Origin of the sequence: Pseudomonas sp. NPDC089392, assembly GCF_044749595.1 — a bacterium.
Taxonomy (GTDB): Bacteria; Pseudomonadota; Gammaproteobacteria; order Pseudomonadales; family Pseudomonadaceae; genus Aquipseudomonas.
Window position 1 is genome coordinate 27,433 of sequence record NZ_JBIVIF010000049.1, and the last position, 14,572, is coordinate 42,004.

Annotated in this window: 14 protein-coding genes; all 14 read right to left on the minus strand. The window is 65.6% G+C overall.

Features of this window, described 5'->3' with window-relative positions:
• Window positions 1-30: 30 nt before the first annotated feature.
• Complete coding sequence (locus ACIP1G_RS27550) at window positions 31-726, minus strand: response regulator (protein WP_400742782.1); 696 nt, start codon at window positions 724-726, stop codon at window positions 31-33.
• Window positions 723-3,377 carry a DUF4118 domain-containing protein gene (locus ACIP1G_RS27555; RefSeq protein ID WP_400742784.1) on the minus strand — a complete coding sequence of 885 codons (2,655 nt, stop codon included), beginning with the start codon at window positions 3,375-3,377 and terminating at the stop codon, window positions 723-725. Before ACIP1G_RS27555 ends, ACIP1G_RS27550 begins: the two co-directional genes overlap by 4 nt.
• Window positions 3,378-3,495: 118 nt before the next feature.
• Entirely contained in the window at window positions 3,496-4,053 is a 558-nt protein-coding gene (kdpC, locus tag ACIP1G_RS27560; protein WP_400742785.1) for a potassium-transporting ATPase subunit KdpC, read from the minus strand.
• A 10-nt stretch (window positions 4,054-4,063) separates the two neighbouring features.
• Window positions 4,064-6,118 (minus strand): potassium-transporting ATPase subunit KdpB, encoded by a 2,055-nt coding sequence (gene kdpB, locus ACIP1G_RS27565; RefSeq protein WP_400742787.1) that lies wholly within the window; start codon window positions 6,116-6,118, stop codon window positions 4,064-4,066.
• 9 nt (window positions 6,119-6,127) lie between these two features.
• Window positions 6,128-7,822: a potassium-transporting ATPase subunit KdpA gene (gene kdpA / locus ACIP1G_RS27570; protein WP_400742789.1), complete on the minus strand. Its 1,695-nt coding sequence runs from the start codon at window positions 7,820-7,822 to the stop codon at window positions 6,128-6,130.
• Window positions 7,823-7,831: 9 nt separating this feature from the next.
• Window positions 7,832-7,921 (minus strand): K(+)-transporting ATPase subunit F, encoded by a 90-nt coding sequence (gene kdpF / locus ACIP1G_RS27575; RefSeq protein ID WP_003251485.1) that lies wholly within the window; start codon window positions 7,919-7,921, stop codon window positions 7,832-7,834.
• Between the two features lie 235 nt (window positions 7,922-8,156).
• Window positions 8,157-9,209: an AI-2E family transporter gene (locus tag ACIP1G_RS27580; protein ID WP_400742792.1), complete on the minus strand. Its 1,053-nt coding sequence runs from the start codon at window positions 9,207-9,209 to the stop codon at window positions 8,157-8,159.
• A 12-nt stretch (window positions 9,210-9,221) separates the two neighbouring features.
• Window positions 9,222-10,016, minus strand: a complete 795-nt coding sequence (locus tag ACIP1G_RS27585) for a DUF4892 domain-containing protein (RefSeq protein ID WP_400742794.1) — start codon at window positions 10,014-10,016, stop codon at window positions 9,222-9,224.
• Between the two features lie 108 nt (window positions 10,017-10,124).
• Entirely contained in the window at window positions 10,125-10,979 is an 855-nt protein-coding gene (locus ACIP1G_RS27590; protein ID WP_400742797.1) for an alpha/beta hydrolase, read from the minus strand.
• Window positions 10,976-11,764, minus strand: coding sequence for an alpha/beta fold hydrolase (locus tag ACIP1G_RS27595; protein ID WP_400742798.1), 789 nt, complete (start codon window positions 11,762-11,764; stop codon window positions 10,976-10,978). The genes ACIP1G_RS27590 and ACIP1G_RS27595 overlap by 4 nt, the downstream gene beginning before the upstream one ends.
• A 70-nt stretch (window positions 11,765-11,834) precedes the next feature.
• Entirely contained in the window at window positions 11,835-12,230 is a 396-nt protein-coding gene (locus ACIP1G_RS27600) for a hypothetical protein (protein ID WP_400742799.1), read from the minus strand.
• A gap of 136 nt (window positions 12,231-12,366) precedes the next feature.
• Window positions 12,367-12,825, minus strand: a complete 459-nt coding sequence (gene sixA / locus ACIP1G_RS27605; protein ID WP_400742801.1) for a phosphohistidine phosphatase SixA — start codon at window positions 12,823-12,825, stop codon at window positions 12,367-12,369.
• A complete protein-coding gene (locus ACIP1G_RS27610) occupies window positions 12,822-13,169 on the minus strand; it encodes a DUF4389 domain-containing protein (protein ID WP_027592856.1) in 348 nt (115 codons plus the stop codon). Before ACIP1G_RS27610 ends, sixA begins: the two co-directional genes overlap by 4 nt.
• 24 nt (window positions 13,170-13,193) lie before the next feature.
• Window positions 13,194-14,219 carry an NAD(P)H-dependent glycerol-3-phosphate dehydrogenase gene (locus ACIP1G_RS27615; protein ID WP_400742803.1) on the minus strand — a complete coding sequence of 342 codons (1,026 nt, stop codon included), beginning with the start codon at window positions 14,217-14,219 and terminating at the stop codon, window positions 13,194-13,196.
• Window positions 14,220-14,572: the final 353 nt, after the last annotated feature.

The window sequence follows — 14,572 nt, forward strand, 5'->3', positions numbered from 1 at the left end:
AAAAAATAGGGGAACGCACCGCGCCCAAGGTTATGTTATCGGCGCCACCAACCTATACCCCACCCCCGCCTCGGTGATGATGAACCGCGGCCCCGTGGGGTCATCGCCCAGCTTCTGCCGCAGATGCCCGACCACGATCCGCAGGTAATGGGTGTCCTCCACATGAGTAGGCCCCCAGATATCCTTGAGCAACTGCTGCTGGGTAATCACCCGCCCCGGGTGCCCGGCCAACAGCGCCAGCAACGCATACTCCTTGCGCGTCAGCGCTACCGCCACACCGTCCAACGTCACCCGGCGAAAGGCAAAGTCCACGGTCAACGGCCCAAAGCTGGCCGCCACCTCCGAACCACCGGCCTGCGGCACCTGGCGCAACAAGGCCCGCACCCGGGCGAGAAACTCCTGGATGCCAAACGGCTTGGTCACGTAGTCATTGGCGCCGCCATCCAGCGCATCGACCTTCTGCACTTCACTGGCGCGCACCGACAGCACCATCACCGGTACCGCGCTCCATTCGCGCAGTTCCCGCAGCACCTGTTGGCCGTCCATGTCCGGCAGCCCCAGGTCGAGCACCACCAGGTCCGGTTTGCCCAGCGCCGCCTGGGCCAGCCCCTCGGCGCCGGTGGCCGCCTCCAGCACCTTGTAGCCTTGCGAGGCCAGGCTGATGCGCAGGAACTTGCGGATCTGCGGTTCATCGTCGATGACCAACAGGGTGGCGGACTGGCTCATGGGGTTTCGCTTTCGGCTTCAGGTTGAGGGGGCAGCGGCAAGCATAAAGTGATGCCGGTGCCCTGGCCATCAATGCCTTCGCCTACCAGAATCTGCCCGCCATGGGCGCCAATCATGCCCTGGCAGATGGCCAGGCCCAGGCCCGTGCCCTGCCCGCCACGGTCGCCACGGGCGGCGGTGTAGAACATGTCGAAGATCTTCTCGCGGTCGGCCACTGGAATGCCCGGCCCCTGGTCGAAAACGGCCAAGCGCAACTGGTCATCCTGCACAGCCACCCGCAGCTCCAGCCGACCATTGCCCGGCGAGAAGCGTGCGGCGTTTTCCAGCACGTTGACCAGTGCCTGCTCGATCAGCGCCGCGTGCACGAACAGTAACGGCAACTCGGCCGGTACGTCGGTGTGCACGCGCAGCGGCGCCAGCACCACGCGCAGGCGGTTGAGCGCACTGCCGACAATGTCTGCCGGGGCCACCCAGTCGCGGGCCAGCTTGAGGCCGCCATGGCCCAGGCGGGTCATGTCCAGCAGGTTCTGAATGTAGCGGTCGAGGCGCTCGGCTTCGTTACGGGTGCCCTCCAGCAGTTCGCGGCGGTCTGCAGCCGGAATGGCTTCGCCCAGCGCCAGCAGGCTGTCGATGCTGCCACGCATCGCCGTCAACGGCGTGCGCAAGTCATGGGACACCGACGCCAGCAAGGCACTGCGCAGTTGTTCGGTTTCGCCATGCAGGCGCGCGGCTTCCAGTTGTTCGGCCAGGCGGGCACGGGCCAGGGCCTGGGCCAATGGCTGGCCAAGGGCAGTGAGCAGGCGCCGGCGTGGGTCGCTGAGCGGCTGGCCAGAGCGCGGGCGCACACCGAGCAATGCCAAGGGCTGCTCGTCCACCGCCAGCGGCCACCACCACCAGCGCCCATTGGGCAGGGTATCGCTGCCGTGGCCGGCGGCCTGGCCGTGCTGCCAGGCCCAATCGGCGGCGGCGCGTTCGGTATCGCTGAAAGCGTGGGCTTCGCCGCTGGCGACCTGCAGCTGGCCTTCACCATTGCGCTCCAGCAGGCACACCTGCATGTCCTGCCAGCCATCCAGATGCTGGCCGGCGGCGTTGAACACGGCCTGTCGGTCGGTGGCCACGGTCAGCCGGCGCGACAGGTCGAGCAACTGGCTGGTCTGCGCCTGGGTCTCGCGCAGCGCCTGCAACTGGCGGCGCTGGCGCGCGGCCAGGTTGCCGGTAAGCGCGGCCATCAACAGGAAGAACACCAAGGTCAGCACATCTTCTTCGCGCTGGATGCTGAACGAGAAGTTGGGCGGAATGAACAGGAAGTCGTAGGTCAGGAACGACAGCGCCGCGCAGGCCAGCGCAGGCCCCAGGCTGCTGCGCACCGCCACCAGCAGCACCGCAGCCAGGAACACCAGCGAAATATTGGGTAGCGCCAGCACGCTCGACACCGCCCAGGCCAGACCTGCGGCCATGACCGTAGCCAGCAGCGCCAGCAAATAATGGCGCCAGACCCAAACCCGCCGCACCGCCGAACGCGGCGCTGGCGGCTGCACGTCGCGGTCCAGCACGTTGATTTCCAGGCCATGGCTTTCGCGCAGCAGCCGCGCGGCCACACCGGCACCGAACAGGCGCCGCCGCAAGCGGTCGCGGGACTGCCCGACCAGCACCAGGCTGGCCCGCCGCTCGGCGGCATGCTGGATTAGCGTGCGCGCCACTTCGCCAGCACGCAGCAGTACCACCTCCCCACCCAGGCGCTCGGCCAGTTGCTGCGCGGCCTGCAGGCGATGGCGGGCGGTTTCGTCGCGCAGGCGGCCGTTGTCCACGTGCACCAGGCTCCAGGGCAGGTGGCGGCGCTGGGCCACACGGCTGGCATGGCGCACCAGGCGTTCGGCCTGGTCGTCGCCATCCACGCCCACCAGCAAACGGCCGCGCAAGGCCGGGGCCTCCTGCCCGCGCTGGCGATAACCATGGGCCAGGTCGGCATCCACCTGGGCGGCGGCAGTTTGCATGGCCAGTTCGCGCAAGGCGGTGAGGTTGGTTTGCGAGAAGAAGGCGTCGATGGCCGCCCGCGCCTGCTCGGGCACGTACACCTTGCCTTCGCGCAGGCGTTCGAGCAGCTCGCGCGGTGGCAGGTCGATCAGCACCAGTTCGAAGGCTTCCTGCAATACCCAGTCCGGCAGGGTTTCGCGCACTTGCACGCCGGTAATGTCGCGAACCTTGTCGTTGAGGCTTTCCAGGTGCTGGACGTTGACCGTGGTGTACACGTCGATGCCGGCGGCCAACAGCTCCTGCACGTCTTGCCAGCGCTTGGCGTGGCGGCTGCCGGGGGCGTTGGTGTGGGCCAGTTCGTCGACCAGGGCCAAGGTCGGTGCTGCCTTGAGCAGGCCGTCGAGGTCCATTTCTTCAAGGGTGACGCCGCGGTACTGGCTACGCTGCAAGGGTTGCTGCTGAAGGCCGGCGAGCAGCGCCTCGGTTTCGGCGCGGCCGTGGGTTTCAACCACCCCGGCCAGCACCTGCACGCCCTGGCGTTGCTGGGCGTGGGCGGCCTGGAGCATGGCGAAGGTCTTGCCGACACCGGGGGCAGCACCGAGGAACACCTTCAGCCGGCCCCGGCCGGTTCGTGGGAGGGTGGCCAACAGCGCATCTGCGCGGGCGGAATCACTCATGTTTCATCCTTTGCAATTTCCAGCATTCAGCCGATTCAGGGGTAAACACCAGACCTGTAGGAGCGGGTTCGACGCCTCGATGAACCCGCTCCTACAGGGGCCCTGCTAGCCCCTCAAATCATTTAAAAGTGGCGAGTTTTTCCAAGGCCTGGTTCAACGCCAGCACATTGACTATCGGCGGGCCAATCAATGGGTGGAGGGTGGCCTCTTCCAGCAAGCCTTGCAAGCGCTCTACCGGCAGTTGTCGCGCCGCCGCAACCCGCGCAATCTGGTAAGCCACTGCCTCCGGTGGCAGGTGCGGGTCAAGGCCGCTGCCCGAGGTGGTCAGCAACGCCTGCGGCACCGGCCCCTGCTGCGCCTGATACAGCGCAGCCGCATCGCCCTTGACCCGCTCGGCCAGCGCCGGGTTGCTCGGCGACAGGTTGCTGGCACTGCTCGCCACCGTGGCATAGGCGCCTGCCGAGGGTCGCGAATGGAACCAGCCATCGCCCTGGAAATCCTGGGCGATCAGCGCCGAACCGCGCACCTTGCCCTGGTGATCGCGCACCAGGCTACCGTTGGCCTGGCTCGGGAACGCGACCTGGGCAATACCGGTCACCGCCAGCGGATACACCGCGCCAGTCAGCAACGTCATCAACAAAGCCAGGCTCAATGCCGGGCGTACATAAGCATCCATGGCGGCCTCCTCAAACCAGGTGCAGGGCATTGAGCAGCAAATCGATCAACTTGATCCCGGCAAACGGCACGACAATGCCGCCCAGACCGTAGACCAGCAGGTTGCGCCGCAGCAGGTGCGCAGCACTGGCCGCCTGTACCCGCACGCCACGCAGTGCCAGCGGGATCAGCACGATGATGATCAGCGCGTTGAACACGATGGCCGAGAGGATCGCGCTCTGCGGGCTGGCCAGGTGCATCAGGTTGAGCACACCCAACTGCGGGTAGATGGCGGCGAACAGCGCCGGCAGGATGGCGAAGTACTTGGCCACATCGTTGGCGATGGAGAAGGTAGTCAGTGCGCCACGGGTGACCAGCAACTCCTTGCCAACCTGTACCACGTCCAGCAGCTTGGTCGGGTCGCTGTCCAGGTCGACCATGTTGGCCGCCTCACGCGCGGCCTGGGTGCCATCGTTCATGGCCATGCCCACGTCGGCCTGGGCCAGTGCCGGGGCGTCGTTGGCACCGTCGCCACACATGGCCACCAGGCGGCCGTCGTTCTGCTCCTGGCGAATGCGCGCCAGCTTCTTCTCGGGCGTGGCCTCGGCCAGCACGTCATCCACCCCCGCCTCGGCGGCGATGGCTGCGGCGGTCAGCGGGTTGTCGCCAGTCACCATCACCGTACGAATGCCCAGCTTGCGCAACTCTGCGAAACGTTCGCGGATGCCTGGCTTGACCACGTCCTTGAGGTGGATTACCCCCAGCAGGCGCTTGTCGAGGCACACCAGCAGCGGCGTGCCGCCGCTCTGGGCAATGCGCTCCACTTCACGGGCCAGCGCTGGCGGCATTTCCAGGCGCTGCATGCCGACGAAAGCCAGCACCGCATCGACGGCGCCCTTGCGGTAACGGCGCTGCTGCAAGTCGATGCCCGACAGCCGTGTTTCGGCACTGAAGGCCACGGCTTGGTACTGCCCGGCAGGCGGTTCGACAAAGTCATGCAGCTGGCGCAGGTATTCGACAATCGACTTGCCTTCGGCTGTGTCGTCGGCCAGCGAGGCCAGCAAGGCGCCCTCCCCCAGCTCGCGGGCAGTGACGCCCGGTGCTGCATGCAGCGCGCTGCAGCGGCGGTTGCCGAAGGTGATAGTGCCGGTCTTGTCGAGCATCAGCGTGTGCACATCACCGGCCGCCTCCACCGCGCGGCCCGAGCGGGCAATCACGTTCAGCCGCACCAGCCGGTCCATGCCGGCGATGCCGATGGCCGACAGCAGGCCGCCGATGGTGGTGGGGATCAGCGTCACCAACAAGGCGGCGAGGAAGATCAGCGGCAGGCTGCCACCGGCAAAGTGGGCGAACGGCTGCAAGGTCACCACCACGATCAGGAAGATCAGGGTCAGGCCGATCAGCAGGATGTCGAGGGCGATCTCGTTCGGGGTTTTCTGCCGCTTGGCGCCTTCGACCAGGGCGATCATGCGGTCCAGGGTCGACTCGCCCGGGTTGCTGGTGATGCGGATCAGCAGCCAGTCGGAGACCAACCGGGTGTTGCCTGTCACAGCCGAGCGGTCGCCACCGGATTCGCGGATCACTGGCGCGGACTCGCCGGTAATGGCAGCCTCGTTGACTGCAGCAATACCTTCGAGCACCTCGCCGTCACCAGGGATCATTTCGCCAGCCACTACGCGCACCACGTCGTCCTTGCGCAGCGCACTGGCCGCAACGGTCTCGTAGCTGCCATCGCGCTGGCGGCGCTGGGCGGTCAGGCCCTGGCTACCGGCCTTGAGGCTGTCGGCACGGGCCTTGCCACGGCCCTCGGCGAGGGCTTCGGCGAAGTTGGCGAACAGCACGGTGAACCACAGCCACAAGGCGATCTGCACGGCAACGCCGGTGCTTACGCCACTGCCGGGGGCGAAGCACAGCACCGTGGTCAGCACGGCGGTCAGGGCCACCACCAGCATGACCGGCGAGCGCTTGAGCTGGCGCGGGTCGAGTTTGACGAATGCCTGCATCAATGCCGGGCGCCACAGCGCGGCGAGCCGCGTCTGGTCCTTGGCACTGTGTCGGGCTTGTACTTCAGGAATGGGCATGTTCATGGTCAGTCCTCAGAAACCCAAGCTCAGGTGTTCGGCGATTGGCCCAAGGGCCAGGGTGGGCAGGAAGGTCAGGCCACCAACCAGCAAGATGGTCACCAGCAGCAGGCCGGTGAACAGCGGGCCGTGGGTGGGGAAGCTGTTCAGCCCCTGGGGCGCGCTTTTCTTCGCCGCCAGGCTGCCGGCCAGGGCCAGTATCGGCAGGATGTAGCCGAAGCGACCGATGAGCATGGCCAAACCGATCATCACGTTGTGGAACACCGTGTTGGCACCGAAGCCAGCGAAGGCCGAACCGTTGTTGGCCGTGCCCGAGGTGTAGGCGTACAGCAGTTGGCTGAAGCCATGCGCACCAGGGTTGCTGACCGCACCTGCCGGGCCTGGCAGGCTGGCGGCAATGGCGCCGAGCACCAGCACGCCGACCGGCATCACCAGCAGGGTCGCCACCAGCAGTTGCACTTCACGGGCCTGCAGTTTCTTGCCGAGGTATTCCGGGGTGCGGCCGATCATCAGCCCGGCCAGGAACACCGCGATCAGCACGAACAGCAGCATGCCGTACAGCCCGGCGCCGACGCCGCCAAAGATCACTTCGCCGACCATCATGTTGACCATCGCCACCATGCCGGTCAGCGGGTTGAGGCTGTCGTGCATGGCGTTGACCGAGCCGTTGGAAGCGGCCGTTGTGGTCACTGTCCACAGCACCGAGCCGGTGGTGCCGAAGCGGCTTTCCTTGCCCTCCATGGGGGCGCTTTGCTGTACCTGCGCGCTTTCCAGCGCCGGGTTGGGCTGGTGCTCGGACCACAACGCCGTGCTGCCGCCAATCAGGAACAGGGCAAGCATGCAGGCGAGGATGGCGCGGCTTTGGCGCAGGTCCTTCACGTAGTGGCCAAAGGTGAATACCAGCGCCACCGGAATGAGGATGATCGACGCCACCTCGATCAGGTTGCTCCAGGCCGTGGGGTTTTCGAACGGGTGCGCCGAGTTGACGCCGAAGAAGCCGCCGCCGTTGGTGCCCAGTTGCTTGATGGCGATCTGGCTGGCGGCCGGGCCCAGCGGGATGGTCTGGTCAGTACCTTGCAAGGTCAGTGCATGGGCGTAGTCGGCAAAGGTCTGCGGTACGCCCTGCCATACCAGCAGCAGCGCCAGCAGCAAGCACAGCGGCAGCAAGCCGTAGAGGGTGGCGCGGGTCATGTCGACCCAGAAGTTGCCTAGCGTCGTAGCGCTACGCCGGGCAATGCCGCGGCACAGGGCAACCAGCACCGCCAGGCCGGTGGCGGCGCTGACGAAGTTCTGCACGGTAAGGCCGAGCATCTGGCTCAGGTAGCTGACCGACGCCTCACCGCTGTAGGCCTGCCAGTTGGTGTTGGTGACGAAGCTGACGGCGGTGTTGAACGCCAGCGACCATTCCTGGCCAGGCAGGTGCTGCGGGTTGAACGGCAGGTAACCCTGTAGCAGCAGCACGGCGAACAACAGCAGGAACCCGACGAAGTTGAAGGCCAGCAGGGCCAGGGTGTACTGCCGCCAGTTCTGCTCCTGGCTGGCGTTCACACCCGCCAGCCGGTAGCAGGCCTGTTCGACCGGGCCCAACACCGGCGACAACCAGGTGCGCTGGCCCTCCATGACCTTGAAGTAGAACCGCCCAAGCCAGGGTGCCGGTAGCAGCACGATGGCGAAAAATGCCAGGAGCAAGGCGAAATCGTAACTGTGCATGGCCGCTCCCTAGCTGCGATCGGCGCGCAGCAGCGCCACCAGCAGGTAAAACGCCAATGCCACTGCCAGCAGCAGTGACAGCCCGTCGAGCATGTTCATGAGTGGTTCTCCCCGTGTTGCGGCTTGGGCCGCTTTGGGGAAATTGTCCGAGAGAGGGCGTAAAGGGGCGAGATCGGGGGGTGGGGGTGGGTATAAAGAATGCGTAAAGATCAGCTTTTCAAGGGCTGTGCCGGCCCCTTCGCGGGTGAACCCGCTCCCACAGGTACAACACAGGCCTTGAACTTTGTGCAGTTCCTGTGGGAGCGGGTTTACCCGCGAAGAGGCCGGTTCAGGCTTATTGCTGAGGAGGCTGCGACGTGGCGTTGCGACTCCAGTCCAGTAACAGGCTGTAACCCACCGCCAGCAAGGTCGGCCCGATGAACAGGCCAATGAAGCCAAAGGCCAGCAAGCCACCGAACACACCCAGCAACACGATCACCAGCGGCAGGTTACCGCCACGACTTATCAAATATGGCTTCAGCACGTTGTCCACGCCACTGATGATGAAGGTGCCCCAGACCCCCAGGAACACCGCCATGCCGTACTCGCCCTTCCACACCAGCCAACCGGTGGCTGGGATCCAGGCCAGCGGTGGGCCCATGGGGATAAGGCTGAGCATGAACGTCACCAGGCCCAGCACGATCGCCCCCGGCACGCCGGCAATCAGGAAGCCGATCAACGCCAGCAAACCCTGCGCAGCCGCCGTGCCGATCACCCCGTTGACCACCCGTTGCACCGTGCCGGCCACCAGCTCCAGGTAGTACTCGGCGCGGTCGCCCATCAGACGCTGCAGCAAGCGCAGCACGAACGCTGCCAGGCGTGGCCCGTCGCGATAGAAGAAGAACACGAACACCAGGCTCAGGGTCAGTTCCAGCACGCCGCTGCCGATCTGCGCACTGCGCAGCAGCAACCAGTTGCCCACCTGGCCCAGGTGCGGCTTGATCGAAGCCAGCAAAGCCGCGCCTTGCTGGTCCAGCGATTGCCACCAGCTGACCAGGCGCTCGCCAACCAGTGGTATACCGCCCAGCCAGGCTGGCGCATCGGGCAAGCCGTCTACCTGCACGTCACGCACGAATGCGGTGGCATCGCGAATGTGATCGGCCAGGTTGAACCCCAGCCACACCAGCGGCAGTGCCACGATCAGGATCCAGGCCGTGGTCAGCAGGCTGGCTGCCAGCGTTTCACGCCCACCCAGCACGCGCGTCAGCAAGCGCATCAACGGCCAGCTGGCAAAGGCCAGGATGGCCCCCCACAACAGCGCCGAAATGAACGGTGCCATCACCCACAGGCCGGCACCCAGTAGCGCCAGCAGCAGTATCTGGACCAGCAGCCGATCATTGTTAACCATGGTGGCGCTCGTTCAACGGATCAGTTCAAGGTGCAGGCCGTCGGTGGGCGCATTGCCGACTTCAAGCCGGCCGTTACGCACGCCCGCCTTGACCAGCGCCTCGCGCCAGGCTTCGGCCTGGGCGCCACTGAGGCTGGCGCGCAAGGTGCTGTCGAGGTTCAGGCTACGGCTCAGCAGGTTCACCCAGGTGTCTTGCGGGGCAGCCAGGTCAGGGTAGTCGAGCTTGCCAGTGTCGCGCATTTCGCGCAGCACCGTGGCAGCGGTCGGCAGCAGTTCGCCCAGCGGGCTGCCGGCAACGAATTCTTCCACGTGCAGATAGGCGCGGCGGTTGCCACGGGTAACGCTGTACAGCGCGACCAGAGTGTCGGCCTCTTCTGCCGAGCGGCGCAGCAGGATGAACGCCTGCTGCTCGTCGCCACCGTTGAGGCGGGCATTGGCGAACACATCGTTGGCCCACAAGCTGGCCTCGCCGCAGTCGCGTCCCTGGCACCAGAACAGCGGATAACCGCCGTCACGCTGCAGTTCTTCGCGGGCACTGGTGAAGGCTTCGCGGGCGCTACGCTCAACCGGCAGTTCGTAGGTTACCGAGCTGACCTGGCCGCGGCTTTCGACCTTGTCCTCGACCCGCAGGCGCCCGCTGATCTTGCGCAGCGGGCCCATCGGGTAGACGCGCTCCTGCTCCACGGCCGGGCGTTGGTCGACCACCTTGGCGTCTTGTGGTACCGGCAGGCTGCCAGCCCACAGCACGGGGCTGGCCAGCGCCAGGCAAGCGACGACGGCATTACGGATGGCAACAGGCGCGCTCATTGGCGACCCAGGCGGCGCCCTGCGCCGAAGTGAAGCTCCAGGATGTCTGGCAGTTGCATGGTTGTCTCCCTTTCAACCCGCCAAGCCTCGACACTTGTCCGGTGCAAGTCAAGCAAAGCCAAAAAAGCGATTGAAACAGTCTGCGACAAGGGCCGCGCCCTGCTCATCGTTCAGGTGCAGGTGATGGCCACCCGGCAGTGTCACCCGCTCAAAGGGTAGCTGCTCCAGCAGCTCGGTGTGGCGCGCCAGCATGCCGTCGGCGGCCACCACCAGTTGCGCCGGGCAGCTCACCCGGCGCACATAGGCCATGGCCTGGGCTTCGCTCAGGCGCACTGGCGACGGCAGGGTCAGGCGGCTGTCGCTGCGCCAGCTGTAGCCGCCGGGCACCGGCATCAGGCCGCGCTGGGCCAGTAGTTCAGCAGCCTCGCGGCTGACCGCGACCATGCCTTTCATGCGCGCCTGTACGCCCTGCTCCAATGTCGGGTACACCGACTTGCGCTTGCCATCCAGGCGCAATTGGGCCTGCAGCGCCATGCCCAGGCGCTCGCCAGCGTCTTGCTCGGCGCCGGTCGGCGGAATGACGCCGTCGATCAACGCCAGGTGGCTGACCCGCTCCGGCAAAGCGCCGGCCAGTTGCACGGAAATGATTGCCCCAAGCGAATGGCCCAGCAGGGCAAAGCGCTGCCAACCGAGCTGTGCGGCCACTCGCAACACATCATGGGCATAGTCGGCCAAGGCATAACCGGCCCCCGGCGGTCGATGCTCCGAGTAACCATGCCCGGCCAGATCAAGGGCGACGATACGCAGGCCTTTCAACTGCGGGGCCAGGCGGGCGAAGCTGTTGGCGTTATCCAGCCAGCCATGCAGGGCGATCACCGGCAGCCCATCTTCAGGGCCGAACAGGTGTGCGGCCAGCTCGATATGGCCCAGGCTCAGGCGGACTTCCTCGACCTGCGCGTTCATGCCTGGCTCCAGCGGTCGAACAGGCCCTTGATCAGGCTGGCGGTGTCGGTGGGCCGCTCCAGCGGGAACATGTGCCCGCCCGGCACACTATGGTATTCGCCCTTGGGCAAGCCGCGCACGGCAAACGCGTGGTGGCGACGCACAACGTCACTGCGGTCACCCCGCACCATCGCCAGTGGCACCTGCAACTGCCGCGCAGGCGCGGGGCTGGTATGCGGGATGCTGCGGTAGATACTGATTTCCGTGGCGGGGTCGAAGCGCAACTGCAGCCCCTGCGCCACCGCTTGCAAACCGTGTTCAACATAAGCTTCGAGGCAGTCTGGGTCGAAATGACGGAACAGTGACTTGCCAGCGAAGTAGTCCCGGGCGCTGTCGCGGTCACTGAAGGTTTCGCGACGCCCCAGGGTGCGGCCAGCCGGGGTGATGCGGTCGATGAAGCCGAAACGCTTGGCAGTGCGCAGCAGCCACTGATCGGCACGGGTGAGCACTGGCGAGTCGAGCATCACCACCCCGCGGTAGTACTCGGGGCGGCGCAGCGCCGCGTGCAGGTGCAACACGCCGCCCAGCGAATGGCCGACGCCCCATACCGGCTGGTCCTGCTGGGCCAAGTGGTGCAGCAGTTCATCGACCAGGCTCTGCCAGTTGTCGTCCACCGGAAAACGCGGGTCGTGCCCGTGCTGGGCCAGGTGCCGCACCTGATAGTCCGGCGCCAGGGCGGCGAACAGCTTGCCGTAGGTGGCCGAAGGGAATCCGTTGGCATGGGCGAAGAAGATCTGCTGCGACATGGCGCCTGGTCCGGACGGGATAATGGCCCATTGTCGGTTTCGAGAGGCCGTTCGGCAATGTCCGGAAAGGTCATCGGCGACGGCTATCAGGCCATGAAGAGCGGTCGAAACTGGCCAGGGAGCGGCGCAAGCAGGCTTGCATGTAGGCCACTTGGCCCTCCAGAGCTTCGCGGGCCAGGCGCTGGTCCGGGTAGTCGAGCTGCAGGCGCCGCAGCGCCAGGCAACTGCTTTGCAGCAGGTGGGAGACACGCAGGCAGGCGTCCTGCAACGTGCGCAAATCTTGTTCGCTTTGTTGCCTGGCCGAGGGTTCCAGGTTGCCGTTGCCGTTGACCTTGTGCATCAGCTGGTAGAGCTTGGCATCGGCCGACTCGCGCAGCAGGCTGTACTGGGCGAAATCCAGTGCAATGCCTTGCTCTAATTTGTCTACGGTGGGTTGCAGGTCCAGGGAGCTTAATAGCTCCCGCATCACACCGCTCATTCGTCACTCCCTGACTCTTTTGCTTTGGGGCAACGCTAGCAAGCGCTGATGAAGGACGACAACTGACAAAAATGCCAGTTGCCCTCTCGGTTTCTGGGCCCGCTCCCACAGAGTCCCTGGGGTTTCAGGCCGGCGAGTGAATCGCCCGCAGGGTCATCAGCCCAGCCAGTGGCCAATCCCCTTCCAGCTCCGCCAGGCTGGCGGTGCTCATGGCCGCAGGTTGTTGCTGGTGACCATGCTCCAGCGCCCCGACCAAGGTCCCCACCAGCGGCTGATGGCTGACCAGCAGTACATGCTCCAGCCCCAGCTGCTCGATTTCGCCAATCACCTGCTGTACATCACTCTCTGGCGTCAGCCAAGGCACCGTGCGCACCGGCTCGGCAAAACCCAGGGTGTCATGCACCAGGGCCGCCGTTTGCTGGGCGCGCACGTAAGGGCTGGCGATAATCGCCTGCAAGGGCTGCCCAAGCAGTCGGGCGGCACTGTGCAGCACCTGCTCGCGGCCATGAGCGGTCAGGCGGCGCTCGGCATCGCTGTTGGCCCGCGGCTCCGCTTCACCATGGCGCAGCACCCACAGCTTCACAGCTTGGGCTCCTCGTCACGCACCGGGTGTGGCGCTGGGGCCACCGCATGCGGCGCCTCGCCTTCCGGCGCGCGCGGTGCCGGCCAGTCAGCGAACGGCCATGGCTTCTGGTCGCTGTGGAAGCTGCCGAAGCGGCCGATCTGCGCCAGGTACTGGCTCAGGCTGTCGCCAAAGTTCATCAGGCTGGCGCTGGGGGCGCCGTACACCAGGCGATAGATCAGCTGAACCAGCACCAAGCCGCCGAGCAGCAGTTCGGCCAGTTGCCAGACCACCAGGAACACCAGCATCCACAGCACCCGCAGGATGATCGACTCGCGCTGGGCGCGTTCGGGGGTATCGTTCATGTATCGCTCCTTGCTCTGCTCGGCTCAGTTGAAGCCGCTTATGGAAATGAAGTCGACATCGGTCTTGGGCTCGGCGCGCATCAGGTGCTCGATCACCTGGTTCAGCGTGCGGCCTTCGAACAGGATGGCATGCAGGCCCGCCACCAGCGGCATGTACACCTGCACTTCCTGCGCCTTGGCCTTGAGCACCTTGAGCGTGTTGACCCCTTCGGCCACTTCACCCAGGCGGTTGACCGCCTCTTCCAGGCTCTGGCCCTGGCCCAGCGCGTAGCCAATCTGGTAGTTGCGGCTCTTGGGCGAGGAACAAGTGACGATCAAGTCACCGACACCGGCCAGGCCGAGGAAAGTCATGGGGTTGGCGCCCTGGCTGACGGCAAAGCGGGTCATCTCGGCCAGGGCACGGGTAATCAGCATGCTCTTGGTGTTCTCGCCCATGCCCAATGCCACGGCCATGCCGGCGATGATGGCATAGACGTTCTTCAGCGCACCGCCCAGCTCGACGCCGAAGCGGTCGGCACTGGCGTAGACACGGAACGTACGCCCGTGCAGCACGGCCTGTACCTGCTGGCACAGTGCTTCGTGCTCACTGGCAACCACGGTGGCGGTCAGCGCGTGCTCGGCGATCTCGCGGGCCAGGTTAGGCCCCGACAGCACGCCAATGCGAGCCTCGGGGGCGATTTCTTCGAGGATCTGGCTCATCAGCTTGAAGCTTTGCGCCTCGATCCCCTTGGTCAGGCTGACCAGGCCCTTGCCGCGCAGCAGCTTGGCATGCGGCGCCAGTACACTGCGCAAGGCGCTTGATGGCAGGGCGACGAAAACCAGTTCGCTGGCCTGCAGGGTGGCCAACAGGTCATTGACCGGCTCCACGCCATCGTGCAGGCGGATACCCTTGAGGTAGCGCGGATTCTCGCGATTGACGCGCATGGCCTCGGCCTGCGCCGGGTCGCGCATCCATTGGCGCACCGGCACTCCGTTCTGCGCCAGCAGGTTCGCCACAGCGGTGCCGAAGCTGCCGCCTCCCAGAACTGCAACAGGTTGCTGTTCAGTCATATTCAATCCGTTAAAGCCAAAAATTAAGTGGCGACCCCGCCATTATACGGCTCGCCTGCTACAGAACCAGTATCAGGGCGTTTGCGGTGTTCGCCAGGACATTTTCGGTGGCGTCGAGATCGAGCGCCGCAGGTGTTCGCCGAAACATTTTCAGCGCCTATGAAATCGAGCGCCGCCAAGTGTTCGCCGAAACATTTTCAGCGCCTATGAAATCGAGCGCCGCCAAGTGTTCGCCGAAACATTTTCAGCGCCTATGAAATCGAGCGCCGCCCGCGCGGCGCTTCGCGGCTAAAGCCGCTCCTACGTTTGTTTCGGGCCAATTATTCCTGTGGGATTTGCGCGCGAACGCCTTG

Excerpts from the sequence above, each read along its gene's own strand:
- ACIP1G_RS27600 (WP_400742799.1), bottom strand. The coding sequence starts at position 12,230 with ATGCGGGAGCTATTAAGCTCCCTGGACCTGCAACCCACCGTAGACAAA.
- ACIP1G_RS27580 (WP_400742792.1), bottom strand. The coding sequence starts at position 9,209 with ATGGTTAACAATGATCGGCTGCTGGTCCAGATACTGCTGCTGGCGCTA.
- ACIP1G_RS27555 (WP_400742784.1), bottom strand. The coding sequence starts at position 3,377 with ATGAGTGATTCCGCCCGCGCAGATGCGCTGTTGGCCACCCTCCCACGA.
- ACIP1G_RS27595 (WP_400742798.1), bottom strand. The coding sequence starts at position 11,764 with ATGTCGCAGCAGATCTTCTTCGCCCATGCCAACGGATTCCCTTCGGCC.
- kdpC (WP_400742785.1), bottom strand. The coding sequence starts at position 4,053 with ATGGATGCTTATGTACGCCCGGCATTGAGCCTGGCTTTGTTGATGACG.
- ACIP1G_RS27585 (WP_400742794.1), bottom strand. The coding sequence starts at position 10,016 with ATGAGCGCGCCTGTTGCCATCCGTAATGCCGTCGTCGCTTGCCTGGCG.
- kdpA (WP_400742789.1), bottom strand. The coding sequence starts at position 7,822 with ATGCACAGTTACGATTTCGCCTTGCTCCTGGCATTTTTCGCCATCGTG.
- kdpB (WP_400742787.1), bottom strand. The coding sequence starts at position 6,118 with ATGAACATGCCCATTCCTGAAGTACAAGCCCGACACAGTGCCAAGGAC.
- ACIP1G_RS27615 (WP_400742803.1), bottom strand. The coding sequence starts at position 14,219 with ATGACTGAACAGCAACCTGTTGCAGTTCTGGGAGGCGGCAGCTTCGGC.
- ACIP1G_RS27610 (WP_027592856.1), bottom strand. The coding sequence starts at position 13,169 with ATGAACGATACCCCCGAACGCGCCCAGCGCGAGTCGATCATCCTGCGG.
- ACIP1G_RS27550 (WP_400742782.1), bottom strand. The coding sequence starts at position 726 with ATGAGCCAGTCCGCCACCCTGTTGGTCATCGACGATGAACCGCAGATC.
- kdpF (WP_003251485.1), bottom strand. The coding sequence starts at position 7,921 with ATGAACATGCTCGACGGGCTGTCACTGCTGCTGGCAGTGGCATTGGCG.
- ACIP1G_RS27590 (WP_400742797.1), bottom strand. The coding sequence starts at position 10,979 with ATGAACGCGCAGGTCGAGGAAGTCCGCCTGAGCCTGGGCCATATCGAG.